We start from the raw sequence: 26,408 nt of genomic DNA, 5'->3' as shown, positions 1-26,408 counted from the left end.
TATTTTAGGTTATCCGCGAATGAACGCTAATAAACGCAAATGAGATCGAATGGATAAATAGAAAGACCATGTTCACCTGGTAGGTGAAGAAACGTTCTCTATAATTTATTGTTCATATTTGCGTTTATTTGCGTCCATTGGCGGACCAATATTCGCGGGCTATTTTTTATAATACTCCCGATACCACTTCACGAAGTTACTGATACCTGCTTCAATCGGCGTCGCCGGTTTGAAACCAACATCACGAATCAAGTCGTCAACATTGGCGTAGGTTGCGGGTACATCACCTGGCTGTAATGGCATCAGATTCTTCTGGGCCTTCATGCCTAAACATTCTTCGATGATTTCAATGAAGCGTAGTAGCTCAACCGGCTGGTTATTGCCGATGTTGTAGATGCGGTAGGGTGCGAGGCTGGTGCTGGGATCAGGATGGTCGCCATTCCAGTCTGGATTGGGTTCTGGGATTTTATCCAGAGTGCGCACTACCCCTTCGACGATATCATCGATATAAGTAAAGTCACGTTGGCACTTGCCGTAGTTGAAAACATCGATCGGTTTGCCTTCCAGGATCGCCTTGGTGAACAGGAACAGCGCCATGTCCGGCCGGCCCCAGGGACCATACACAGTAAAGAAACGCAGGCCAGTGGTTGGCAGCCGATAGAGATGGCTGTAGGTGTGCGCCATCAATTCATTTGCTTTCTTGGTCGCGGCATAGAGGCTGACCGGGTGATCGATGTTGTCATGCACCGAGAACGGCATCTGGGTATTGGCGCCGTAGACCGAGCTGCTGGAGGCGTAGACCAGATGCTCGACACTATTGTGACGGCAGCCTTCAAGAATATTCATGGTGCCGATGATATTGCTGTCGATGTAGGCATGCGGATTTTGCAGTGAATAACGTACACCCGCTTGCGCGGCCAGATGCACAACGCGCTGTGGTTTGTATTTGGCAAATAAACCGGCAACGCCCTGACGGTCTTCAAGATCAAGACGGATGTCGGTAAAGCCCTGGCGCGAGGTCAATCGCGCCAGCCGCGTTTTTTTCAGATTTACATCATAATAATCATTGAGATTATCAAGTCCAATGACTTCGTCACCACGATTGAGGAGGTAATGAGAAAGCGTGGAACCGATAAAACCGGCGGTGCCGGTAATAAGAACTTTCATTGATATGCCTTTATCTTGTATGTGATCCGCAAATGAACGCTAATAAACGCAAATTGGGTCAATAAAGTTATTAATTCGGTACATAAATGTATAACGTCCTGGCGACGAACATAACAATTCACCTTTATTTTATTTGCGTACATTCGCGTTCATTGGCGGACTGTCATTTGTTTTTACAAGCGGCCATCAACTTGGTCTGGACGGAACAGATATTTGACATCGAACAGCACGCTGTTCGGTTTACCCAGGGCGCGAATCTTGTCGACGCCCATTTCCTTGAATTGGTGATGTCCCACGGCAAGGATCACAGCATCATAGGTGCCGGGTTTGATCTCGGCGATGGGCGTGATGCCATATTCATGTTGTGCTTCTTCGGCGCTGATCCACGGATCGTACACGTCAACCTTGGCATGGTAGTCGCTGAATTCCTTGATGATATCTACGACGCGAGTGTTGCGTAGGTCCGGGCAGTTTTCCTTGAAGGTGAGACCTAATACCAGAACTTTGGAATCGACGATCGTAATACGTTTTTTGGTCATCAATTTGACTACACGCTCAGCGACATGGGCGCCCATATTGTCGTTGAGGCGACGACCAGCCAGGATCATCTCCGGATGGTAACCGATTTCTTGCGCTTTATGGGTCAGATAATATGGATCGACACCGATGCAGTGACCGCCGACCAGCCCAGGGCGGAAGGGCAGGAAGTTCCATTTGGTGCCGGCAGCGATCAGAACTTCTTCGGTGTCGATGCCCAGACGGTGGAAAATCAGCGCCAATTCATTGATCAACGCGATGTTGACGTCGCGCTGTGTGTTTTCAATAACCTTGGCGGCTTCGGCAACACGGATGCTGCTGGCCTTATGTGTGCCGGCGATAATCACTTTTTTGTAAACGGCATCGACATAATCCGCCACTTCCGGCGTCGAACCGGAGGTGACTTTAAGGATGTTGATGACGCGATGTTCCTTGTCACCGGGATTGATGCGCTCGGGGCTGTAGCCAGCGAAAAAGTCTTGGTTATATTTCAGGCCGGACTCACGCTCAATAATCGGGATGCAGACTTCTTCGGTGGCGCCCGGATAGACCGTGGATTCAAAAACTACCACATCGCCTTTTTTGACGATTTTACCTAGCGTATTGCTGGCGCTGACCAGCGGCGAAAGATCCGGGCGCTTGAACTCGTCAATGGGTGTGGGCACGGTGACGATATAAAAATTGCAGCTGGCGAAGTCCTTGTCCAGCGCGTCACTGGTATAGCTTAGCTTTGTCGCCTTAACGAGTTCTTCGGGTTCCACCTCAAGTGAACTGTCCTTACCCGCCTTGAGTTCGGCAATGCGTTTTTTGCTGATGTCGAGGCCGACCACCGGAAGTTTCTTGCCAAATTCAACGGCCAGCGGCAGGCCGACATAACCCAGGCCGATCATGCCGATTTTGACTTTGTTCAGATCGAACATATTGTGTGCTCCACTGAAAATGTGACTCAATGCGTTTACGGTTGTTCACCACGGCCAATGCCGAAATAGCGCAGCCCCAGCGATTTGAGCAGGATTGGGTCATAGATATTGCGACCATCAAAAATCACCGGCGTTTTTAATTTGCGCTTAATGGTGTCGAAATCCGGACTGCGGAACACTTTCCATTCGGTGCAGATGACCAGCACATCGGCATTTTCAAGTACCGCTTCCGGATGATCACACAATGTGAGATCTGGGCGTTCACCATAAATGCGTTTCGTCTCGTGCATACCTTCTGGATCAAATGCTTGTACCTTGGCACCTTTGGCCCATAACGCTTCCATTAATGTCCGGCTGGGCGCATCACGCATGTCATCGGTATTGGGTTTAAAGGCGAGTCCCCAGAGGGCAATGGTCTTACCTTGCAGATTGCCACCGAAGAATTTGTCGATCTTGCGGAACAACAGTGTCTTTTGCCGGTTATTGACTTGCTCCAGGGATTTGAGCAGCGGTGCTTCATAGTTGATTTCGCGGGCGGTGTATTCCAGCGCTTTAACATCCTTGGGGAAGCAAGAGCCGCCATAGCCGCAGCCAGGATAAATAAATTGATAACCAATCCGCGGATCGGAGCCGATCCCCAATCGCACCATCTCAATGTCAGCGCCGAGTTTTTCCGCCAAATTGGCGAGCTCGTTCATGAAACTGATTTTCGTCGCCAACATGGCGTTGGCGGCATATTTGGTCAGTTCCGCTGAGCGGATGTCCATCACCACGAGTCGCTCGTGATTGCGATTAAAGGGGGCATAGAGTATACGTAGCAATTCAGTGGTGCGTGGATTGTCGGTGCCGATCACGACGCGGTCTGGTTTCATGAAGTCGTTGATGGCGGAGCCTTCTTTCAGGAATTCCGGATTCGACACAACATCGAATTCAACCTGTTTGCCGCGTTTCTTGAGGACTTCATGAATCTTGGCCCTGACCTTGTCGGCGGTACCCACCGGGACAGTCGATTTGTCGACCACGATGCGATAATCCTCGAGATGTTCGCCGATGCTCTGGGCGACTGCCAGCACATATTGCAGGTCGGCCGAGCCGTCTTCATCAGGGGGGGTGCCGACGGCAATGAACTGGAACAGGCCATGGGCGACGCCAGCAGTGACATCGGTAGTGAATCTGAGCCTTCCTGCAGCCGCGTTGCGCTGGACAATGTCGGCGAGGCCAGGCTCGAAAATCGGGACTTCGCCCCGCTGCAGCATTTCGGTTTTGCGAGCATCGATGTCGACGCAGAGGACATCGTTGCCGACGTCGGCCAGACAAGCCCCGGTGACCAGACCGACATAGCCGGAACCATAAACAGTAAGTTTCATTACTTTTAGCCCTTGTTTTGAGTGGATGGATCTTGCTGTTCAGCTAACAAACGGATAACAATAGCAAAAATAGTACTTTCCGTCAGCTTTCTGAACTCTTTATTTTTTAACATATCGGTCGCTCGTGGGTATACTTTGAAAAATGGCCAAGGGGGTGAGGGGCGTGAGCGCATCGATGTTCAAACTGTTGGAACACCCTGATTTCCTCGAGGGCCGGTCATGGCGCCGCCGGACGGTCCAAGCCAATGAAATAATATTTGATGCCGGGGAGACGAGTCAGGATGTCTATCTGATTCTGAAAGGGCGGGTCCGTATCCTGGGAAACGTTGATCTCGATGATCAGCGGCGGATTCATCCGGGGTTTAGCGAGCTGGGCGAGGGGGAGATGTTTGGCGAGCTGCCGTTATTTGATGGCCAGCCGCGCTCGGCCTCGGTCATGGCACTGGAAGAGACTGAGCTGGCGGTGCTGGACGGGGAGTGCCTGATGGCCTTTCTGGATAGTCACCCTGAGCTGGGGTATCCCATTTTTAAGGAATTGATTCACACCCTGGTGGCACGCTTGCGTAAGGCCAATCAGCGTATTTTTTCTCTTTTTGCCTGGGGGCTGAAGACACGCGGGATCGATAAACACTTATAGTATAATAACAATTAGCTAAAATATCAGTATATTAGATTATTTTAATATATGATTTTAATAAAAATGTAGGGGACGGTCGACAGCAAGGGTGAGCATTTCCCTGCAATCAAACCGTTTTCAATCCCCATGAGTTAATCTGGGAAGAGTATTGCCAAGAATGATGAGAATTTTCCGCCACTACATCCCGAGTTCATTTTTGATGCTGGGGTTGCTCGAGTTTTTCGCTCTGGCAGCGGCCATGGGTCTTGGAGTGGAGCTGCGTTTTCTGGGGGCAGATAGCGGCGCGATTGCCGAGGTCATGCCGATCGCCCCGAAGGCACTGACCTTTGCCCTGGTGATGTTGGCGGCAATGGCCACCACCGGCCTCTACAAAAACAACATCCGTGATGGCCGCCTGGGGATGGTGTTGCGCTTCAGTATCGCTTTCCTGTTGGGTCTGGTCGGCATGATTGTTTTGTTTTACAGCTTTCCCCCGTTGTTTCTGGGGCGCGGCGCCTTTGCCCTTGGGTTCGGGATCGGCGTCGCCAGTATCATTATCATCCGCACCATCTTTTATCGCATAGTAGGGCAGGAGCAATTGAAGCGCCGCGTGATTGTGCTGGGGGCCGGTAAGCGGGCTGTCCAATTTAACCAGTTACGGCGCAAGATTGATCAAATGGGATTTACCATCCTCGGCTTTGTGCATGTGGCCAGCGAGCAGGATCAGATGCCGCAGGAAAAAGTGATTCATCTTGAGGCGCCGCTGCTCGAATTTGCGCAAAAGCATAATGTCAGCGAGATTGTGGTGGCGGTTGAAGACCGGCGCAAGGATTTTGCGGTGGATGACTTGCTCGATTGCAAAATGAGCGGAATCGACGTGGTGGATATTCAAACCTTTTTCGAGCGCCAGACCGGAAAAATCCGGCTTGATATCCTGCACCCGAGCTGGCTGATATTCTCCGATGGTTTTCAGCAGGGGCCGCTGCAACTGCTGTTCAAGCGTTGTTTTGATATTGCGGCCAGTAGTTTCCTGTTGTTTTTGGCCTGGCCATTCATGTTGCTGGCAGCATTGGCGATCTGGATCGAGAGCGGATTCTCCGGCCCGATCCTTTATCGCCAGGTGCGCGTCGGTCAGAATTGGCGTTTGTTTCAGGTATTGAAGTTCCGCAGTATGCGGATCGATGCCGAGATAAACGGGGCGCAGTGGGCGAAAAAGAACGACGACCGGATTACGCGCGTCGGAAAGTTTCTGCGCCGGAGCCGCATCGATGAGCTGCCGCAATTGCTCAATGTATTCAAGGGCGATATGAGTTTCGTCGGTCCACGGCCGGAGCGGCCGGAGTTCGTCGAACAATTGAGTGAGCAGATTCCCTATTACGCCGAGCGGCATCGTGTCAAACCGGGAATTACCGGCTGGGCGCAGATTCGTTATCCCTATGGTTCATCGGAGAACGATGCCATGGAAAAATTGCAATATGATCTTTATTACGTCAAAAACTATAGCATTTTCCTTGATCTGTTGATTTTGTTCCAAACGGCGGAAGTGGTGTTGTGGGGACAGGGGGCGCGTTGAGTTGCTGCCTTGGTCTGACTCATCGCTGCAATATTTTTTGGGTTAGACCATGGCGGAAATCAATATTGAAGTCGGAGTTATAACCTACGGCCTGTCAGCGCTGGCATATGTAGTGCTCAGCGTATTGTTATTGACCAGCTGGCGCGGGCGGTTGCAGGGCGCGCTGTTGCTGGTGGCGTGTGCAGTGGCAGCGGTGTGGTCGCTGATGATGACGTACCATGCAGCGCTGGGCTACCCACAGTCGGATCTGGTCTTTGTCGCAGAATTATTGCGCGACATGGCCTGGATTGTCTTCCTGGTGCGCCTGCTCAGCCCCAAGGCCAATGATACCTTCGAGTGGCAACTCTCTTCCGGGGTGCGGGCGCCGTTTTATACGGTGCTCAGTCTTGCAAACTTGTTGATGGTGGTGCATCTGGTGGCCTGGATGCATGGTGGCTCACTGGATTCAGTCCTCAGTTTTGATCCGCGCTTTATTGGCCATGTGCTGGTGGTGATCATCGCCCTGGCGCTGGTGGAACAGATTTTTCGTAACACTCGCCCCGAACAACGTTGGGCAATCAAATATCTGTGTCTGGGGATCGGCGGCATGTTTGCCTACGATTTCTTTATGTATTCGGATGCCTTATTGCTGCGACATCTCGATGGCCGTTTGTGGGAGGCGCGGGGCTTGATCCAAGTCTTTGCCGTGCCGCTGATTGCAGTGGCGGCAGTGCGTAATCCGCAGTGGTCGCTGGATGTGTTTGTCTCGCGGCGGGTGGTGTTCCATACCGCTGCATTGATGGCCACGGGTGGGTATTTAATTGCCATGGCGGCGGGCGGATACCTGATCCGTTATTACGGCGGCAGTTGGGGTGGCATTGGGCAAGTCATTTTTCTGTTTGGTGCCGGCTTTGTACTGCTCATCTTATTGTTTTCCGGTCACATCCGGGCACGCTTTAAAGTATTTCTGAGCAAACACTTTTTCAGTTACAAATATGACTACCGGGATGAATGGCTCAACTTGATTGCGGCGCTTACGACTGAAGATGTCGGTAGTGGCAGTTTACGGCAACGGATAGTACAAGTGCTGGCCACGATGGTGGACAGTACCGGCGGTTGTCTGTGGTTGAAGGACGAACATGGCCGCTATGAACAGACAGGTCTTTGGAATGTGCCGGATCGGCATACGGTAGTGATGGCGGATGATCCGGTCGCGCGCTTCATGATCGAGCGCGACTGGTTGATCAATCTTGCGGAGTATCAAACCAACCCTGAGCTATACGGTGAACTGCAATTACCCGCCTGGTTGGAAGATGTGCCTCGTGCCTGGCTAATTATCCCCTTGCTGCAACGCAGTGAGCTGTTGGGATTTGTCCTGCTTACGGAGTCGCGTGCAGCACGCCCCATCAACTGGGAAGATCGCGACTTGCTCAAGACGGCGGCACGGCAGGCGGCGAGCTATTTGGCCTTGGCCGAGGCGAGTACGGCGTTGGCCAGCGCCCGGCAATTTGAGGCCTTTAATCGTTTGTCGGCCTATCTGGTGCATGATCTCAAGAATGTTGTCGGTCAATTGTCTTTGGTGACCACGAATGCCAAAAAATTCAGCCATAATCCGGAGTTCGTGGCCGATGCCATGGCGACGGTCGAAAACTCCGTGACCAAGATGCAGAAGATGCTGGCGCAATTACGGCAGGGGCGGCCTGCGGCGCTGGCGGCCACCGCCATTAAGCTGGCCCCGGTGCTGGAGGAAGTGGTGCGGCATCGTGCCGGGAGCCGGCCTATTCCCCGCCTGGAGGTCGAGAGACAAGGGTTGAGTGTGGTTGCCGATCGTGACCGGCTGGCGGCGGTGGTTGAACATATCATCCAGAATGCCCAAGAGGCTACGCCTGCCGAGGGGTGGGTGCGGGTGGGGCTGATGAAGTCCAACAAGAACGAGGCGCTGATCGAAATTGAAGACAATGGTTGCGGCATGGATGCCGAATTCGTACGCGAAAGGCTATTTCGGCCCTTTGATACCACCAAGGGCAACGCTGGGATGGGGATCGGGGCTTATGAGTGTCGCGAATTTATTTTGGGGCTAGGGGGGCGGGTTGAGGTGAAGAGTCAGCCCGGAAGGGGTACTTTGTTTCAAATCTCGATACCGTTATCCTCTGGTAACGTGGCAACTGATGAGGTGAGCCCTTGAGTCGCTCCAAGCAGGAACAGAAGAAGCTCCTGATCATCGAAGATGATCCTGGTTTGCAGAGCCAGTTGCGGTGGTGTTTTGAAGGCTATCAGGTAGTGATCGCGGGTGATCGCGAGGAGGGACTGACGGCCTTGCGGCGCCATGAGCCGCCGGTGGTATTGCTGGATCTCGGGTTGCCGCCGGATGCTGAAAATGCCAGCGAAGGACTGGCGGCGCTGGATGAGATTTTGCGTATCGCCCCCACGACCAAGATTATCGTGGTCACAGGGAATGATGAGCGGGAGAATGCCGTCAAGGCCATCGCCAAAGGTGCCTATGATTATTACCAGAAGCCGGTGGATGCCGAAGTGCTGGGAATGATTGTCGAGCGCGCCTATCAGCTCTTCGAGCTGGAAGCGGAAAACCGGTTGCTGAATCAGCAATTCGGCAGTTCGTCCGTCAAGGGGGTCCTTGCCAGCAGTCCGCAGATGATGAAAATTTGCCGCACAGTTGAAAAAGTGGCGCCCACGAATGTGACAACCCTGCTCCTGGGAGAAAGTGGCACCGGCAAGGAGGTCATCGCCCGCGCCCTGCATGATTTGAGTCAGCGCAAGAGCAAACCCTTTATCGCCATTAACTGTGGTGCCATTCCCGAGACACTGCTTGAGAGCGAATTGTTCGGGTACGAGAAGGGCGCCTTTACGGGGGCAGTTAAACAAACCAAAGGCAAAATTGAATACGCGGATAGCGGTACGCTGTTTCTCGATGAAATTGGCGATATCCCCGGGCAGTTGCAAGTAAAGTTATTACGTTTCTTGCAAGAGCGGGTGATCGAACGCTTGGGAGGGCGGGGCGAAATTCCGGTTGATGTACGAGTGGTCTGCGCCACCAATCAGAACTTGACGGAGTTGGTGCAGGCGGGGCGATTCCGCGAAGATCTTTATTATCGCATCAGTGAAATTACGATCAATATTCCGCCCTTGCGCGAACGCGAGGGTGATGCTGTGTTATTGGCGCGTGTGTTTCTCGACCGTTTTGCACAGGAGCATCACCGTAATCTTCGTGGCTTTACCGATGATGCAATTGCCGCAATCGAAGCGCACCCCTGGCCGGGCAATGTCCGTGAATTGGAAAACAAACTCAAGCGCGCAGTCATCATGGCGGAGGGTAATCGGGTGACAGCGGAAGAATTGGAGCTGGCCACAGGCGCGATAGGTGCGTCTCTCAATCTGCGGGAAGTCAGGGAAAGTGCCGAGCGTGCCGCCATTATGCGCGCAATGGCAATGTTCCCCGATAATGTCGCACAGACGGCAGAAAGCTTGGGCGTGAGCCGGCCTACGCTTTATGATTTATTGGCGAAATACGGATTAAAGCAACTATCCTGATCTCTATTGGCAACGGACGCGATATCAAACCTGCCTCACGGCAGTAGGAGGGAATATGAAAATCTCAATAAAGAATTTCACGCTCGGATGCAGTTTTTCTGTTTTGTTATTGACTGCGCCGTTTACGTTTAGCGCCGCCAATGTAGATCAGTTGTTGAACGATGCGCGCGGTTTTGCCGCCAAAGGTCAATATTCTTCCGCCGTGATTCAGCTCAAGAATGCAATTCAGCAAGCGCCGGATCATCGCGATGCGCGTATGCTGCTGGGCGAAATTTATGTGGAGAGCGGTGACGGCCCGGGGGCAGAAAAGGAATTGTCCCATGCGCTGAAATTAGGCGCCAAGCCGGAAGAGGTGATGCCTTTGCTGGGCAAGGCCTATCTGATTCAGGGCAAGACCAAGGAGATTCTAAGCGAAATCAAACTGGGCGCTGAAGCACCCGCCGCCAAGCGCGCTGATGTGTTGGTACTGCAAGGAGATGCACAACTTCAGCGCCGGGCTGCCGAGGAAGCGGCCAAGGCCTATGATGCCGCGTTGGCGCTGGATGCCAATAATGCGAGTGCTATGTTGGGTAAGGCACGATTGGCCTTTTTGGGGCAGGATACTGCCACGGCAAAGAACTACGTCGATAAAGTAATCAGCGTGCATCCAAAAGAAGCCGACGCGTGGATATTGCGCGGTGAATTGTTGCGGCGTGATAAAGACATGGCAGGCGCAGCTACTGCCTTCGATAAAGCCGTGGCACTCAAGCCGCGTAGTATTCAGGCATTGCTGGGCAGGGCAACGGTGAAAGCGGCGACCGGGAAATTGGATGTTGCGCTTACCGATATCGAACAGGTAAGAAAACTGTCGCCGCAACACCCGTTGGCCAATTATTTGCGTGCCTCCATCCTGTTTCAACGCAAGGACCTGGCGGGTGCGAAGGACGCCGCCAATGAAGTGTTGAAGGTGATTCCCACTCATGCCCCATCCCAGTTGCTGCTGGGGGCTACGCATTTTGGGCAAGGCGATTTTGAACAGGCTGAATATCGTTTGGGGCAATTTGTGGCCGCAGTTCCCAATCACGTGCCTGCCCGCAAGTTACTGGCAGCGACTTATATGCGATTGAAACAACCGGCCAAGGCGATCGAAACACTGGATGTCGTTGCCGCGCAAGAGAAGGATGATGCCCAGTTGCAGGCATTGTTGGGCAGCGCTTACCTGCAGGCTGGGCAGCAGGAAAAAGGCACACAGTATCTCGAGCGCGCCGCCGAGCTGGCGCCAGATTTAGCCTCGATTCGCACGCAGCTGGCGCTCGGTCATATGGCTTCGGGACAAATGTCGGAGGCGACGGATGATTTGAAAACAGCGGTTGGCCTGGATCAATCTGTAGTTCAAGCCGACATCTTGCTGGTCTACACCCAGTTGCGCCAAGGTAAATATGAAGATGCGATTAAATCCGCCAAGGCACTGATCACCAAACAGCCCAAGAGCGCGCTGGCACAGAATCTGTTGGGTAGCAGTCTGATGGCCGCAGGCAAGGCGGATGACGCCCGCAAAGCCTTCGAGCAGGCGCTCAAGCTTGACCCTGGTTTTGCCCCGGCACACATGAATCTGGCGCAGATGGCCTTGGCGAAAGGTGCCAACGATCAAGCCAAGGCGCATTATCAGGATATCCTGAAGCAAGATGCCAAACACATCGGTGCTATGCTGGCGCTGGGCCGGTTGGCGGCCATGAGCAAAGATGAAAAAGGCGCTCTGGAATGGTTCGAGAAGGCGCGCGCTGCCGATCCCAAGGCCGTCGAGCCAGTGGCCATGCTGGTCGATTATCAATTGGCCCTTGGTGAGCCACTCAAGGCGATCAATGCTGCCCGTGCCCTGGCAGATCAGAATCCCGATAATCCTGCGACCCTGCAATTGCTGGGCAAGGCGCAACTGGCCAACAAGGACTATAGCAGTGCCATCTCCAGCTTCAAGAAGCTGGCCGACAAGATGCCGCAATCGCCGCAACCTTTGTTATTGGTTGCCGAGGCGCAGATGCAGGCTAAGTCTTACAAAGATGCGGCTGCAACCTTGGAACGAGCCCTCAAGCAAGACAATAAACTGTTGGTGATTTATCCGGCTCTGGTCAAAGTTCACATGCTGAATAAGGATACGAAGGCGGCACAGGATGTCGTGCAACGTTTGCGTAAGCAGCAGCCCGATCAATCAGCCCTGGCCGATGAATTAAGTGGTGATATCGCTAGCAGCGACAACAAACCTAAGGAGGCAGTTGCTGCCTATGAAAAAGTTTTTGCCAAGAATCCAAATCGACTTTTGGCATTGAAGCTATATGGCGCACGCAGCCAAGCCAAGCTTGATAAACCCTATGTCCCCTTACAACAGTGGCTGGCCAGAAATCCGCAAGATCTCGATGTACGTATGAACTTGGCCATGGCCCTGCAATCAGCCGGAGATCGTGGTGCCATTGAAGAGTATCGCAAGATCATCCAGGCCCAGCCGGAACATGTTGTCGCGCTGAATAATCTGGCCGTGGCCTTGCAGGAACAAAAAGACCCCAGCGCCGTACAATATGCGGAAAAAGCCTACAAAATTGGCCAGGGTAAACCAGAGATTGCCGATACCCTCGGCTGGATTTTGGTCGACCAGGGACAGATCGATAAGGGATTGCGCCTGCTGCAGGACGCCCGTACCAATGCGCCGCAAATGCCATCGCTGAGTTATCATTTGGCCGCAGCGTATGAAAAAGCCGGACGGCGTGACGAAGCAAAAAAAGAGGTTGAGCGCCTGTTGCGCGATCAAAATGAATTCCCGGAAAAGCCGCAGGCACAAGCCTTGTTGCAGCGATTGACAAAATAATGCAGGAAAATTCCAATGCGATTTAAATATGGATTCAAGCGCCGGTTAGTGTTAGGTGCAATGGTGAGTGCGGCATTAGTGCTTGGCGCTGTGGGGTGTAGCAGTGATGCCAATCTGACTGATGCCGAATATGTAGAGCGGGCGAAAGAGTATCAGGATAAAGGTGAATTGCAGGCCAGTGTGATTGATCTGAAAAATGCGCTCCAGAAAAATCCCAATAATGCTGAAGCCCGCTGGCTACTGGGGAAAATCTATCTAGCGCTGGACAATGCCACGGCAGCGGAAAAAGAGTTGTTGCGGGCTCGCGATCTAGGCATTGCCTCCATTGCCATAGCGGTTCCGCTTGGCAAGGCGCTGCTGGCACAAGGCGAGGCAAAGCGAGTGCTCGACGAAATCGCAGTGCCGAGCGGTGTGTCGGCGGAGGTGCGCACCGGTGTGCTGACCGTGCGCGGGGAGGCCTACCTGAAACTGGGGCAGCGCGATATGGCTCAGGCCGAACTCTCTGAGGCGCTGGAAGCATGTGCTAACTCCAAGTGTAGTGATACGTGGCTTGCGCTTTCCAATCTGGAAATGGATAAGGGTAATTCTATCGCTGCTAAGGAATGGATTACAAAGGCGACGATACAGGATCCAAAGAACGTTACAGCATGGCTTTACCTAGGTGAGTTCGAAGACGCGCTGAGTCATCCTAAAGAGACCCTTGAGGCTTATAACAAGGCAGTCCAGGTCGCTCCAGGTGACTTCCGTGCGCTTTATGCACGAGCTGTGGCATTGCTCGACAGTGGGCAAGTAGATCAAGCCAAGGTTGATCTTGAAGCCATGCGCAAGCGGATGCCTAAGAGCCCCGCCTTAAGTTATATTGAAGGTCGTTTTGCGATTCACAATAAAGACTATGCTAAAGCGCAGTCCCATCTGGAAAATTTTCTCAAGACAAGTCCCCGTCATCCCGTGGCTAATTACTATTTGGCTGTTGCCCATGTGGCTCAGGGACATTTGCAGCAGGCCGAGACGCGGTTAACGCAGCTGCTGGCGGCTTATCCGAACGCGATGCTGACCCGCAGATTGCTGGCAACAGTTCAGGCGGCCAGTGGCAATAGCGACAATGCGATTAATACCCTTGAGCCGTTCATCCGGAAGAATACTGATGATCCCGGAGTGCTCAGCTTGATCGGGAGGATTTATTTGCAAAAAGGTGATCCGCGGTCGGGTGCCACATACTTGCAGCGTGCCGTTGAAATAGAACCAAAATCAGCACAAACACGCATGCTTCTGGGGCAGGCGTTTAATGCGCAAGGTAAGAGTGAACTGGCACTTGAACAGTTTGATGCAGTATTAAAACTCGATCCCAAATCAACGGAGGCGGCTGTGATGCGTATCATGACGCATATCCGCAATAAGAATTACGATGCCGCACTGCAAGCCATCGATTCCCTTAAGGGTAGTGTTCCGAAAAGTCCGTTACCAGACAGTCTTGCCGCATCGGTTTACCTAGTTAAGCGCGATTACTCGCAGGCGCGGCAGTCTTTGGAGCACGCCTTATCGCTGGACCCCAAGTTCATCGAGGCACGGGTTAAATTGGCCCAGCTTGCCCAGTCGCAGAGGGATGTGGCGGCGGCGCGTGTTCAGTACCAGAAAGTGTTGGAACTAGATCCGAATCATCTTGATAGTCTTATCGCCCTGGCCGGCTTTGATGTGGGGGATCGCAAGATCGCGGTTGCCGTGCAAAAGCTGGAGCGTGCCATCAAGGCCCACCCTGAGTCTGATCGCCCTTATGTTGAGTTGGCGCGTTTATACCTCGATAGCGGCGATGCGCTCAAGGCACTAGCCGTAAGCAGTGACGGCGTACGTCGTGTCACGCAGCCTTCGCCGGTACTGTTGGAGGTCTTGGGGATAGCACAGCTTGCCACTGAGTCCGCCAGTGCCGTCACCACCTTCAAGCAACTCGTGGAACTCGCGCCCAGCGCAGCCAGTGCGCAGTTGCATCTGGCCACGGCCTGGGCCAAGTTGGGTGATGTTAAAGAAACGCGTAAGGCACTTAATGAATCACTGCGTTTACGCCCCCGGCAGATCGAGGCTAAGGCCGCATTGGCGCGCCTTGAACTTCAGCAGGGTCAGCCCAGCCAAACACTACGGTTGGCCGGAGAGATACGCAAGGATTTCCCAGCTAGCCCAGAGGCCGATGTTCTCGAAGCCGAGGCTTATCTGCAGCAACGGCGTTTGACGCAAGCTTGGCAAGCTTACGATCAAGCGATGCATAAGGGCGCTCCGGCGATCGTATTGCGCGATTATGCGCTGGCTCGCGACTTGACCGGGGATGGGCCAGCGGCAGAACGGTTGTTACTGGATTGGCTAGTGAAACAGCCTAATGATGCCGTGACCCGCAGCGCTGTGGGCGAGTTGTACTTGCGCCACGGTGAGCTGGATAAAGCGCGTCAGGCGCTGGAAACTGCCGTTAAACAGCTCCCGAATCACCCTGGTACGCTCAATAACTTGGCGTGGATCTACGGCCAGTCAGGCAAAGACAAGCGTGCTTTGCAATATGCCGAAAAGGCCTACCAACTTCAGCCAAATGACCCCTTGATCGCTGATACCCTCGGCTGGCTGGTGCTTGATGCTGGCGATATGCAGCGAGCGGTCGATCTGCTCGCTGATGCCTATAAGCGGGCGCCGCGCCATGGGGGCATCGCTTATCATTACGCTTCCGCATTGGTCCGCCAAGGCAAATCCCAGCAAGCCAAAAGCGTCCTCGAGCAGGTTCTTGCCAGCGGTGTCCCTTTTGATGATAGGAACCAAGCCAACACCTTGTTATTGAAAATAAAATGAGGGATTGTCGAAAAATTTTACAGTGTTTTTTGTATGTTTTTGATCACTTGGCCGCGGGGAAAGGCGCGAGAATACTTAAAAATATATTATCTTATTGATAAATAAATATTTTATTGATTTTTGGGTGATGCGGCGATGTGTCGGAAAATTTTACACTTTCGGTTAGATTATCGAACAATATTGATAATGGAATCTCGTAATATAATGTTTTTTAATGATTATTTAATTTTGGCACGGATAGTGCATTGTAATGATCGGGAAGTTTTTACAAGTTAGAAATTTTGAGTTGAGAAACTTTAAAACTTTAAATGGCCACCTTAAAATTTTTTTAGGAGAACAACGGTGAAATCCTTATTTAAAATGAACAAACTGCAGGCGGGGGTAACGGCGGCCATACTCAGTGGCGCGTTATTGGCAGCTGGCGCAGCACAAGCGGCTCCCAGTTTGGCGGCTGATTCAATCAAGCTCAAGTACCAGAACTGGGAAACAGCCCAGGACCAGTTAACCACCAATGGTCTTGCCACGGGTGATCTCAGCATTCCTCTTAGTGCAGTGGGTAATGGCACGTCGGATTTGCACGCCATTTTCCAGATCAGCTCGATCTATCAGCCAATTAGCAATGTCACGGCCAGTTGGACCGACGGCACGGGTGGTGAGCATTTGTGGGGCGTGTATTATGGTCTGGATATTCTTTCGACCAACGCTACCGGTACCCAGGTCAAGATGCAGGGCGGTATGATGGACATTTATGTCCTGCCTGCTAACATTAATCCTTATGCCTTAGGTTCGAGTGGCTGGGTTAGCGAGTCAGTCTATACGGGGATCAACGACGCGGGCCAGTATCATTGGCTGTCGTTGCTGTTCGATACTGGGATTGACGCTACGTTAAGCACGTTGGCTAGCACCATCGACGCAACCACCGCGCCGGCCCAGGGTTCTAGCTCGACCTACATGTCCGTAGGTACGACCAGCAACGGAACTGGTGCAGCGAATAACAGTTTCGATCAGAATACCATCGTCGATGCGTTCGGCAATCTTCACGATGCCTTTGCCCAGAGTAACTTCCGTACCGCGAAGGACAACAACCTTAACGGCCAGGATGATCTGACGGGCATCAACTGTGAAGGCGCAGGCTGCGGTAAGTTCCGCGGTGCTGCCCCAGCGGGTTTTGGCTGGCATCTGGTGAGCGAAGATCCGGTACTGAGTGCTGTGCCTGAGCCGGGCAGCCTGTTGCTGTTGGGTGCAGGGTTGACCGGGCTGGGCGCAGTTGCCCGTCGCCGCAAGGCATCTTAATATTCTTAATAGTATTTAAAAAAAGATAGAAATAATAATCATGGGCCCGGGAGCCAAGCTTCCGGGCTTTTTTATTGTTCGGCAGACAGTGTGCACTCTTCGCAGGCGAAAATTTTAGGCTGAGGATTCTTGCTGTAGTGTTTTCTGGCCCCTGTAAGCCTGGATTAGATGGTTCCCTTTAAGGAGACCACCGACATTTTTCGTTTGATATATAAACGGAACGCTCTCACAGCAAGGATGATGAGATACAATGAGCTATGAAAGGTGACACGGGACGATAAATTCGACAGCGGGTGTCCATGGACGTGGATAACAAGACGACTTTCGCTCGGGAAGTGCGGACTGTAGAGTTTACTGCCCGTTATCTGTGGCGCTTTATCCAGCCGTTGTTAGGGCAACACCTGTCACGGCGCTGTCGCAACTGTATTTTGCCTGAAATGGCAAGTACCCTGGATGACACCGGTTTATGCCAGGAATGTCGTAATTACCAGGCAGCTCCTCCTGCCACAACGTCCGAAGCCGTGCACTACGGCGAGGATCCCATCAATGATATTCTCAAGACCTACCAAGGACAGGCCAAGGGTTCATACGATGCCATTCTGCTGTTCAGCGGTGGCAAGGACAGTGCCTATCTTTTGCATCGCCTCGTTACCGATTACCCGGGCCTGCGAATCCTAACGATGCTGGTAGACAATGGTTTCCTAAGCCCATACGCAGTGGAGAACGCAAATCGTATTCTCAGGCGATTCGACGTAGACCACATCACGGTGCGGCCCCAACCGTCGTTTGTAAAAAAAGCCTTTCGCTACGCATTAACCAACCTGGACAAGCAAACTGGCTATAGCATCGTCGACCAGTTCGACGGGCACATCACTTTTGATACCGCCAAGAATTTTGCCGCCCGTATGGATATTCCGCTCGTGATATGCGGTCTCTCCCGCGTGCAAATCGAGAATGTCTTCGGGCCCATTGGTTTCGAGTTTCCTCCCGAACAGGAGCAGGCGAAGCTGACGACCCATGCGGGTATTCTGTTACGCGAGGTGTTTACCGAGGAAGAAATGCAGCACTGGTTCGACGGCTCACTTTTCCCTAAAGAACGGATACCGCGTTTTATCTTCCCCTATTATGTATGGGATCTCGACGAGGCGTTCATACTCCGCGAAGTATCCAGGCTCGGGTTGATCGATAGTAAACGTAGCAGCCCGCTGCTCACCAATAACGCAGTCATTCCCGTAATCGGCATGGCTGAAGTAGCACGATTTGGCTACAGTAGCTTCGAGGTGGAGTTCGCACGCATGGTTCGCGAGGGTAAATCCGAGCGGGGTTACTGGCTGAATCTCTTCGAGATGTTGGAATACTCGACCAAAACCGGCCGCTTCATCAATAAAACGGTAATAGATACCCTCGCGCAACTCGGATTGACAAAAAAAGATATCGGCGTCGGTTAAGGACAAAATGGCCAACTCTCACCCGCTGACGCTGATTGAATCCATCGAACGCAAGGTTGATGAAAAACCGGATGCCATCGCCTTCTTTTTAGAAACCCCGAATGGCTGGATATCGCGAACACATCATGAGTATTACAGAGATATCCTCGGTGTTGCCACAGCCCTGAGCGAGCAAGGCATCGAAAAAGGCAGCTGTATCGCAATATTGGCCCGGCCTTGTTACCAATGGGAGGTCGCAGACAAGGCAATAATGTACGTCGGCGACATCACGGTCGGTCTTGACCCCAAAAGTACTGGCCACGATCTGGATTACATCATCGAAAACGCCGACGTCTGCGGTCTCTTTGTCGAGAATCATGAGTTGTTGGAGATGCTTTCACCGCAATCGCGAGATCGGTTCGTGTTTGTCTGTTTGTTCGATAATAGTGTCACTACAGACAATTGTTCGCACAATTTCGATAGCCTGATGAGAACCGCCCCGGCCCCTGCTCTTTCATGCCGGGCACATCCCGAAGGCTTGGCCGCCATCATATTCACCTCTGGCACTACCGGCAGACCCAAAGGTATTCCACTGTGTCACTGCCAGCTCACCATGGGATTCCCCGTCATGGGGGAGGCATTTGCAACAGAATTTCGAAGGGGGCATCATAAGACTTTGATATGGGTGCCGCTCAGCAATGGTACTGGCAGGCTGATTTCCTCTCTCAACTACCAACTCGATGTCGCTCAGTATTTCGTCAAGGATCCGCTTACCCTATTCGGCAAGATCAAGGAAGTCAATCCAACTTTTTTGGTAGTTGTCCCCAGGCTTCTCGAAAAGGTTTATGCGGAAATCTGCAAAAAACTGCGAGAGAAGCCGTTCGCAGCCTTCGTGGTGAACAGTCTTCTTGCCCTCCGAGCTCGATTTCCGCTTCCAATTTTATTGACGATCACCGATCATTTGTTGCTAGGTAAACTACGGCGTGCCGTATGGGGCGCAGAGATGCGTTTCCTGATTTCCGGCTCCGCCCCTGTCGATCCCAGGATACTCCGGTTCTTTGATGCCCTTGGGGTGCCCACCTATGAAGTGTATGGGGCGAGCGAAGCCGCAATGCTGATGACAATGAACCGCCCCGGCGCGGTCCGTTATGGGTCGGTGGGTCAGCCTACGTCTATTATGAACCTGCGCCTGGCCGCAGATGGGGAGATACTGGTCAAGACGCCCGCCGCGCTGAAGAACTACTGGGGCGAAACCGACAGCGGTCTCTTCGATGAGGAGGGATACCTTAAAACTGGTGATCTGGGACGGATAGAAGACGGCTATGTCTATATCACGGGAAGGAAGAAGGAGATCATCAAGACTTCCACTGGCCAGCGGATTTCCCCGAGCGAGATCGAGAGCAACTTTAAAGACATCTTAGGCATCGAACAATTTGTGGTGATCGGCAACGGAAGGAAGTACCTGACTGCCCTCGTCGCCATGGACGAGTCCTTCACATCACAACTGCTCATCGCGAACCAGGATCCGACGGCTTACGTTCAGCACGAAATAGAGAAACGCAATGTCAACCTTCCTGGCAACCGGCAGGTGAAGAAATTCGCCTTCCTCCCCGGGCCACTATCCATCGAGGCAGGGGAATTGACAACGACACTCAAGGTTCGCCGGGCGGAGATCGAGAAACGTTACCAGCAGCTCATCAGCACTATGTACCCTGCGGAGGAGTATCTATGAAAGGTGTTTTCATCACGGGCGCAAGCGGCAATGTTGGTTCGAGACTCGCCAAGGAATACCTGACCTGCTCGAATTACAAGTTATTCCTTCTCGTCCGCGGCAAATCGCAGCAACATGCAACTGATCGCTTGAAAAAAGTCCTCGCATTTTGGGAAGTTCCTTTCGAGCAATACCGGGATCGAATTGAGGCTCTTTGCGGCGATATTACCCAGCCCGATTTGGGTCTCACAACAGACCAGATCGCGGCAATTAGCGACCAGGTGCACTTGTTTATACACGCTGCATCGAATATTCGCCTGGATCTGACAGTCGAGGATGCGCGCCGCATGATTTTGGGTGGTACTCAAAATGCCTATCGTCTCAGTCGTAACTTTCCACACCTCGAACGCTTCGGATTCATCAGCACTATGGAGGTGATAGGGCGCTATGAAGGACTGGTTAAAGAAGAATTCCTGACTAATTACAAGCTGGACTTCATCAACACTTATGAGATGGCCAAGTTCGAGGCCGAAGAATTTCTCAGGCAACAGATTGAATCCGGCGCGTCAATCAGCATTTACCGGCCCACTATGGTTGTGGGTGAGGCGGCCACCGGTAAAGCACTCGGATTCCAGTCCTTTTACATGATGGTCGAGAAAATGCTGCTGGATCCCGACTACCCGATCCTGCCCATAGGCCCGCCGGTGGATACGATTCCCGTTGATATTCTCGCTCAGGGAATCGTCAAGTTGATGGAATATCCCGACGCGCGCAACCAGGTTTACCATTTCGCACAAGGCCTTGATGACCCAATTACATTCCCTGAATTTATCGCTGAATTACAATCCATACTTGAAGCCCAGCTACACCGAAAAATTCGGCGCCCGCTCTATGTCACTCCAATATTTCACCGGTTATTGCTTGGCGTCCTCAGCAAGGTCACATGGGGGCGCTTGAGGCGCTTTTTCCGTGTGCAGCTTATTTTTATCAAGTTCGCGGGGTTATCCTGGAGTGTCGATAACCAGAAGACCCGAAACACCCTCAGAACTCTGGGAGTCAATTGGCCACGTATCAGCCAATATCTCCCGACACTGATCGGCTATTATCTGAAACATCGAGACGAGAACAAATTGCCGTTTTGAACTATGTTTCTGTTTGTCTTACCTGTTATGTCAAGCGGTACATTGTGCGGAGTTTGATATCGGTTGTTATTCGCCTACGGGAATCAGATCGCAAGAGCAACGCGAGTATTCCCATGAAGACGTGCAACCCCTATGGTATCGGCGCAGTGTGATGCCCATGGCTGAAGAAGTATCATCAGCGCTACCATGTTGCAACCAAACAAGGCTTTATCCACTAGAGCAGCTAATGGTGCGCCGGCGTCTCGTCTCAATAGGTATTCATGTCGCTTTGTTCGTGTAGACCTGACGGTAGGCCGACTCGACTTTTTTTCGCACATCAGTGTCCAGTTCTGGCCACTCGACATAGTCCTCAGCGAATCTGTGCCGCGCGGCGAGGTGCTCAGGGGCAGGTAGGGCGAGGTTGGGTTTCAGGGATTGCGCTTTATACAGGAAGAAACGTCCGACCATGCGGCTGATATTATGGGCAAGGTTGAATTTTTCCCGCGCGCGTGTCAGATCCAGTTTCATTGCGATTGCAGGAATGTCGTTACAGGAGCTGTATGGTGTTGGGTCACTGATCGCTTCGAAGCGCAATACTTTGCGGTAAAAAGGTTGATGTTCAGTGGTCACGGCAACGCAGAGATCAGTCATCCCGAGTTGAACAAAACTGAATTCGTAAATCGCGTACATAAGCTGCAGAATCACCGGCAGGTCCCTACCGCGCCGCGTGGCCAGGCAGGAGATTTCCGCCATCCGCCGTTCTTGTACCCGCAGGGCAGTGACAGCTTCGGGATATTCCTTTTCCATGGGTAATCCGAGCAAACCGTCGCTCACAATGGTAAGGGTTCCGACAATGTTGCCATTAATTTCGGCAATCAACGTATAACTTGTTGGTAGGCCAAAGTGGGGTAGAAAGCGCACACCTTTTGAACTGGGTTTTTGATAGCCCTGCTTGAGATATTGGGTATAGACAAGGGCATAGGCGCTTTTTAATTCATCGTAGTTCTGGGCAAGGCGTATCGAAATAGGCAGTGACTTGGCGCGTCGTTCTTTGTTGTTTTGTGTGCCTGGTGGAACAACGGCGTTTGCCTTTGCCACGTTGTCACCAGGAACATTAGACGGATGAGAAGGGGGATTCGACATAACTTCGGCTCCGTATTATTTCGTCGTATGACGGTTAGCGGCTTCTGACTGAGGAATTATTAGAACCTATCTCAAAATTGTGACGCTGATCAAAAAACAATTGGGATACAGGTTCGATAGTAGCTGTTACCCCTCCCCTCTCCGCCAATGCGGGAGCGACGGGGAGAGGGGGAATTTCACCCTCTTAGGAGCTCTCCCTCTCACGAGGGGGGAGGCTGTCGGAGTTCATGCCATGGTGTATCAATAAAGCCAACTAAGTCCTAATTAGAATACTTTAGAATAAAATAGGTTCTTTGTGATATGCGAATATAATAAAAACGAGTTTCTAGTCAGTTGGTCAATTTACCCATAAAAGTGGCAGAGTTGACTTTGACGTATTGTGGCTGATGCCTCCACACGACGATAAATATGGCTCGAATCTGTCCGCTTCTAGTGAAAGACCGAGTGATGGGCCAAGGCTATTTCGATCCTTTTCCGTTCTATCTCATTGAGCTGGGCCCAATCGATATGTTCTACGGCGAATTGGCGTCGTACCATGACGTTTGCTTCCTGAGGGAGAATCAGGCCGGTATCTTCGAGAGGGGCCTTTTCAAGGAAGAAGCGCCCGACCATGCGATTAATGTTATGGGCGCCGTGGAATCTGTCCCAGGCCTGTTGGAGATTCAGTTGCATGGCCACGGCGGCAACATTGTTACATGAGCTATATTGGGTTGTTTCGCCAATGCTCTCAAACTGTAGGATTTTGCGATAAAACGACTGATGCCCGGTCGTCACGGCGACACACAGATCCGTTACTCCCAACTGGCGAAGGCACAGATCGTAGCTTGCATACATTAGCTGCAACAGGACAGGAAGCTCTAACGGGCCTCCACCGCGCGTAGCCAAGCAGCAAATTTCAGCGAGATGCCCTTTTCGCGACCGTAACGCCTTGATCGCCGCCGGATATTCCTTTTCCAAGGGGAGGCCAAGCAGCCCATCGGTAACAATAGTCAGGGTTCCGACTATCTTACCGCCGATTTCAGCAACAACAGTATGGCTAGTCGGAAGTCCGAAGTGGGGTAGAAAGCGTACCCCACTTGGGCTAGGTGCCTGATATCCCTGTTTGACGTATTTGTCATGGACTAGTGTATAGGCGGCTTGCAGATACTCAAAAGTATCCGCGAGTCGGATCGTGATGGAGGACGACGTTGAACGTTGTTTACCCTCTTGGGTTACGAGTACAGAAAGACGACTCTCCCTCTCGTACAGGTTATTCAATTCTGAAACAGGTTTGGAGTTTGGCACGGGCAATCACCTCTACCCAAAAAATCCCCTCTGACCTCGCCCCCGTGGTCTCAATGTATATATTCAACAACCATCTCGTTTGACCTGTGTGTGGGTCGAAACTCTGTACCTCGGGGGCCGTCCCTGGTAGGTCTGGGTTCGAGAATCAGCCTATAACGTCAGGGGTTAAAAATCAAATCAACCAATTTGGCCAACCGATGTCTGTATATCTTCTCAGATTTTTGATCACCGAAGAAAAAATACAAATATAAACATAATGTTGCGTTGTTTTTTGCGTGTGAGTGGGTCGCCTGATATCAGAAAACAGCACCAATTTTGCGTGTCGTTGAAAGGCGACATTGTTCGTGCAATGGTATCGTTCTCATACTAACGGCCCCATAAGCCTCATCGTTGTGATCCAATTTAGGGCAGTGGCGGCGCATCGTTCGATGGGCTGGTTAATACCACTTCAGCCCTGTACCAAGAGGGTTATTTGGGATTGCCGGGGCGGATCACAAGGAGCGCTGGCATGAGCAACACTTCTGTGACCAATGCCAAGAGGATGGTTAGGCTCGTCAACATTCCCATCCATGCTGTGGCCTTATAGTTGGAAAACAAAAGCACGCCAAAGCCACAGGCAAGGATGACCGTTGTGATTAATAGAGCGTTGCCGACGGTGCTCATAGTAGTGCGTACGGCATCGTGTGGGGCAAGTCCAAGGCCATAGCGCGCCTGGCGGTAAGCACTGAGGAAGTGGACAGTGTCATCTATGATGATGCCGAGTGTCATACCTGTGACGACGGAAACGGCCAGATTCACCTGTCCGACCAGTAATCCCCAGATGCCGAATGCACAGGCGGCCGGTATCAGGTTGGGAATCACCGATAGTAGCCCTAAGCTCAGAGAGCGTAACGCCAGAATCAGGATTGTTGTAATCGCAATAATTTCCCAGATCGTTCCTTCCAACATATCGCGCATATTACGATCGCCGATGTGTGCGAACATAATGTCGGGGCCGGTGGCGGGGGTGTTGGCCGCCGGCAAATCATGGCTGTCCAGCCATTGCGCTGCGCGTTGTTCAAACGCGAACAATTGGCGAGTTGAAAGACCTTTGAGCGAAACAGTAATGCGGGTTGCAGATTTGGTGACATTAATGATGTTATTTAAATCCAGGCCGTTCGGCAGCGACATCTCGTAAAGTAGTAAATATTGAGCAGTCAAATCCCTTTGTTCAGGTAGCTTATAATAGCTTGGGTCATCCTGATGCATATTCTTATTAAGTTGCTTCAATATATCGGTCAATGAAAATACATGTACGATCTCTGGTTGGTCTCGTAGCCAGTCTGCAAAGCCACCGATCCTATGTAAGAAACCTGGATCGTTAAGGCCATCAGCAACCTTGGAGTCCAGCGAGTATTCGACGCTAGTTACTCCCGTGAGCCTTGCGGCGGTGAATTCAGTAGCTTGGCGAAAGGGTGCATCTTCAGCGAAATACTTTAAATACTCATCGTTAATTTCATTACGGGATATAAAAGAAATGAGTATCGTGGTAATAATGCCTATTAGGGGTAATAGAATATGCTTGCGTTGCATCGAGAATTCTGTGATTTGATAAATAGCGTTCGATCCCCAGAGTGATTCTTTATGGGCTTTCATGGGGAGAAGGGTGAGTAGAATCGGTAAAACAGCGATTGTGGCTATAAATGTGATATTGACACCGATTGCTACGATATTGCCCAAATCTTGAAAGGGTGGGGAATCGCTGAAGTTCATCGTCAAGAAGCTAATGCAGGTAGTAAGATTGGTCAGTGCGATGGGGGAGAGATTGTTACGTAAGCTCTCATCAATTGCTTCCGATCGGGTTTTACCATGGCCTAGCGTATGAAGAGTGTGGGTGAGTAAATGTATGCTGTTGGCTACGGCAATAGTTAGAATGATAGGTGGGGCCGCTGCTGAAGCTCCGGTGATTTCAATTCCAAACCAACTTATGACGCCCATGGTAGCGATAATTGCAATGGCAATAATCGCTGTAGTTGCGATCGTTGCTGTTAATGAGCCGGACATGATCCATAGCAATATAATCACTACGACTAGCATGATCGGCATCAGTATTGCCAAGTCACGTTCCGAGGCTTCAGTGAAGGCATAGTCGAGGATGAGGGAGCCTGTAAGGTGGATCTGTATCTCCGGATGTGAGGTTTCCATTTGCAAACTTAGGCGGCGTACGGCATTTACAGCTTCACCAATTTGCTCGGGATGATTCTTTTCAATTTTGAATGCAACATTAACTGCGGTGGTGAGGCTATCAGCGGAGATCAGGCGGTTGCGTAGCAGGGTTTCTCCCAGCGCGATTTTTCTTGTTTGCGCTAATTGTTCATCCGTGATGGGGATGTTCATCGGAAGCAAGTCTTCAATAATTAGATTATCTCCATCGGCCCGACTGTGTTGAAAGTTGGTGATTGAATCAACGCGGGTTGCAAAGGGCAGTTTCCAGGCTTTTGATGTAATTTCTGAGATGGTTGCGAGTACTTCCCGAGTAAATACAGTGCCGCTTCGAGGCTCAACAACAATCAATGCGTTCTGGGTATCAGCATAGACGTTTTGAAGAGTTTCGTAGGCGAGCAGTTGTGGATCGTTAGCCGAGAAATAAGCCTTGAAGTCGCTGGTGAAAGTTAGGTATCGGAGCCCGCTGCTGGCGATGCCTACCAGTAACAATGAGACGATGAGGATTGACCACTTCCACTGTTTTAGCAGGTTTAGATATTGATCTATCATTTTTTTGTATATTAGATTTGTCTGCATGTCGGGGTATGATAGGCCAAGTTTTTTAGAAATCAGTAATTACTTTCGCGCGTTATCTCACTGTAGTGTTTGATCGGATGGCGGGGCCTTTGCTGTAGAGGCGGGCGGATGATTTCAAAAATAATCATATTCGGTAAATATTAGTATTATCTAATATCGCCTTGGGGGTAAGGTTTGCCGAAAATGGTGAAGCTGTTTGGCATAAGGATTACCTAATATTCGTGCTAAATTATGAATCTCATGGCATGAGATCATGGACATATAAAGTGGGAATTTTTTGT

16 protein-coding genes are annotated in these 26,408 nt (G+C 51.5%); 10 read left to right on the top strand and 6 right to left on the bottom strand.

What is annotated here, in order from left to right; translation table 11 throughout:
* Positions 1–159: 159 nt before the first annotated feature.
* From HY272_05960 to HY272_05950, 3 genes are all read right to left on the bottom strand, one after another.
* A complete protein-coding gene (locus HY272_05960) occupies positions 160–1,167 on the bottom strand; it encodes an NAD-dependent epimerase (GenBank protein ID MBI3772225.1) in 1,008 nt (335 codons plus the stop codon).
* Between the two features lie 173 nt (positions 1,168–1,340).
* On the bottom strand, positions 1,341–2,624 hold the full coding sequence (gene tviB, locus HY272_05955) for a Vi polysaccharide biosynthesis UDP-N-acetylglucosamine C-6 dehydrogenase TviB (protein ID MBI3772224.1): 1,284 nt from the start codon (positions 2,622–2,624) through the stop codon (positions 1,341–1,343).
* 35 nt (positions 2,625–2,659) lie between these two features.
* Positions 2,660–3,991 carry a UDP-glucose/GDP-mannose dehydrogenase family protein gene (locus HY272_05950; protein ID MBI3772223.1) on the bottom strand — a complete coding sequence of 444 codons (1,332 nt, stop codon included), beginning with the start codon at positions 3,989–3,991 and terminating at the stop codon, positions 2,660–2,662.
* A 142-nt stretch (positions 3,992–4,133) separates the two neighbouring features.
* On the opposite strand from HY272_05950, the gene HY272_05945 reads away from it, so the two are divergent.
* The 10 genes from HY272_05945 (at position 4,134) to HY272_05900 (ending at position 20,940) form a co-directional block, all read left to right on the top strand.
* Complete coding sequence (locus tag HY272_05945) at positions 4,134–4,628, top strand: cyclic nucleotide-binding domain-containing protein (GenBank protein ID MBI3772222.1); 495 nt, start codon at positions 4,134–4,136, stop codon at positions 4,626–4,628.
* A gap of 157 nt (positions 4,629–4,785) precedes the next feature.
* Positions 4,786–6,180, top strand: coding sequence for a TIGR03013 family PEP-CTERM/XrtA system glycosyltransferase (locus HY272_05940; GenBank protein MBI3772221.1), 1,395 nt, complete (start codon positions 4,786–4,788; stop codon positions 6,178–6,180).
* 64 nt (positions 6,181–6,244) lie between these two features.
* Complete coding sequence (gene prsK, locus HY272_05935) at positions 6,245–8,344, top strand: PEP-CTERM system histidine kinase PrsK (GenBank protein ID MBI3772220.1); 2,100 nt, start codon at positions 6,245–6,247, stop codon at positions 8,342–8,344.
* A complete protein-coding gene (gene prsR, locus HY272_05930) occupies positions 8,341–9,708 on the top strand; it encodes a PEP-CTERM-box response regulator transcription factor (protein ID MBI3772219.1) in 1,368 nt (455 codons plus the stop codon). The genes prsK and prsR overlap by 4 nt, the downstream gene beginning before the upstream one ends.
* Before the next feature lie 55 nt (positions 9,709–9,763).
* Positions 9,764–12,544, top strand: coding sequence for a PEP-CTERM system TPR-repeat protein PrsT (prsT, locus tag HY272_05925; GenBank protein MBI3772218.1), 2,781 nt, complete (start codon positions 9,764–9,766; stop codon positions 12,542–12,544).
* Between the two features lie 15 nt (positions 12,545–12,559).
* Positions 12,560–15,367, top strand: coding sequence for a PEP-CTERM system TPR-repeat protein PrsT (prsT, locus tag HY272_05920; GenBank protein ID MBI3772217.1), 2,808 nt, complete (start codon positions 12,560–12,562; stop codon positions 15,365–15,367).
* A gap of 342 nt (positions 15,368–15,709) precedes the next feature.
* Positions 15,710–16,660: a PEP-CTERM sorting domain-containing protein gene (locus HY272_05915; protein MBI3772216.1), complete on the top strand. Its 951-nt coding sequence runs from the start codon at positions 15,710–15,712 to the stop codon at positions 16,658–16,660.
* A gap of 299 nt (positions 16,661–16,959) precedes the next feature.
* The gene (locus tag HY272_05910; protein MBI3772215.1) at positions 16,960–18,108 is read left to right on the top strand and encodes a hypothetical protein; all 1,149 of its coding nucleotides are present in this window, start codon (positions 16,960–16,962) and stop codon (positions 18,106–18,108) included.
* 7 nt (positions 18,109–18,115) lie between these two features.
* The gene (locus HY272_05905; GenBank protein MBI3772214.1) at positions 18,116–19,819 is read left to right on the top strand and encodes an AMP-binding protein; all 1,704 of its coding nucleotides are present in this window, start codon (positions 18,116–18,118) and stop codon (positions 19,817–19,819) included.
* Complete coding sequence (locus HY272_05900) at positions 19,816–20,940, top strand: SDR family oxidoreductase (GenBank protein MBI3772213.1); 1,125 nt, start codon at positions 19,816–19,818, stop codon at positions 20,938–20,940. Before HY272_05905 ends, HY272_05900 begins: the two co-directional genes overlap by 4 nt.
* A gap of 258 nt (positions 20,941–21,198) precedes the next feature.
* Here the strand turns inward: HY272_05900 and HY272_05895 are convergent, their stop codons facing one another.
* From HY272_05895 to HY272_05885, 3 genes are all read right to left on the bottom strand, one after another.
* Positions 21,199–22,017: a hypothetical protein gene (locus HY272_05895; GenBank protein MBI3772212.1), complete on the bottom strand. Its 819-nt coding sequence runs from the start codon at positions 22,015–22,017 to the stop codon at positions 21,199–21,201.
* 474 nt (positions 22,018–22,491) lie between these two features.
* Complete coding sequence (locus HY272_05890) at positions 22,492–23,346, bottom strand: hypothetical protein (GenBank protein ID MBI3772211.1); 855 nt, start codon at positions 23,344–23,346, stop codon at positions 22,492–22,494.
* A gap of 468 nt (positions 23,347–23,814) precedes the next feature.
* Positions 23,815–26,127, bottom strand: coding sequence for an MMPL family transporter (locus HY272_05885; protein MBI3772210.1), 2,313 nt, complete (start codon positions 26,125–26,127; stop codon positions 23,815–23,817).
* Between the last annotated feature and the right edge of the window lie 281 nt (positions 26,128–26,408).

The organism is Gammaproteobacteria bacterium (assembly GCA_016200485.1).
Lineage (GTDB): Bacteria > Pseudomonadota > Gammaproteobacteria > Tenderiales > Tenderiaceae > JACQEP01.
Note: the sequence above shows the minus strand (reverse complement) of the source record. Positions and strands in the feature narration are given on the sequence as shown.

What these genes read in the sequence shown, in the direction of transcription:
- HY272_05885 (MBI3772210.1), bottom strand. Translation starts at nt 26,127, where the DNA reads ATGCAGACAAATCTAATATACAAAAAAATGATAGATCAATATCTAAAC.
- HY272_05950 (MBI3772223.1), bottom strand. Translation starts at nt 3,991, where the DNA reads ATGAAACTTACTGTTTATGGTTCCGGCTATGTCGGTCTGGTCACCGGG.
- HY272_05945 (MBI3772222.1), top strand. Translation starts at nt 4,134, where the DNA reads ATGGCCAAGGGGGTGAGGGGCGTGAGCGCATCGATGTTCAAACTGTTG.
- HY272_05940 (MBI3772221.1), top strand. Translation starts at nt 4,786, where the DNA reads ATGATGAGAATTTTCCGCCACTACATCCCGAGTTCATTTTTGATGCTG.
- HY272_05960 (MBI3772225.1), bottom strand. Translation starts at nt 1,167, where the DNA reads ATGAAAGTTCTTATTACCGGCACCGCCGGTTTTATCGGTTCCACGCTT.
- prsT (MBI3772217.1), top strand. Translation starts at nt 12,560, where the DNA reads ATGCGATTTAAATATGGATTCAAGCGCCGGTTAGTGTTAGGTGCAATG.
- tviB (MBI3772224.1), bottom strand. Translation starts at nt 2,624, where the DNA reads ATGTTCGATCTGAACAAAGTCAAAATCGGCATGATCGGCCTGGGTTAT.
- HY272_05905 (MBI3772214.1), top strand. Translation starts at nt 18,116, where the DNA reads ATGGCCAACTCTCACCCGCTGACGCTGATTGAATCCATCGAACGCAAG.
- prsT (MBI3772218.1), top strand. Translation starts at nt 9,764, where the DNA reads ATGAAAATCTCAATAAAGAATTTCACGCTCGGATGCAGTTTTTCTGTT.
- HY272_05900 (MBI3772213.1), top strand. Translation starts at nt 19,816, where the DNA reads ATGAAAGGTGTTTTCATCACGGGCGCAAGCGGCAATGTTGGTTCGAGA.
- HY272_05910 (MBI3772215.1), top strand. Translation starts at nt 16,960, where the DNA reads ATGGACGTGGATAACAAGACGACTTTCGCTCGGGAAGTGCGGACTGTA.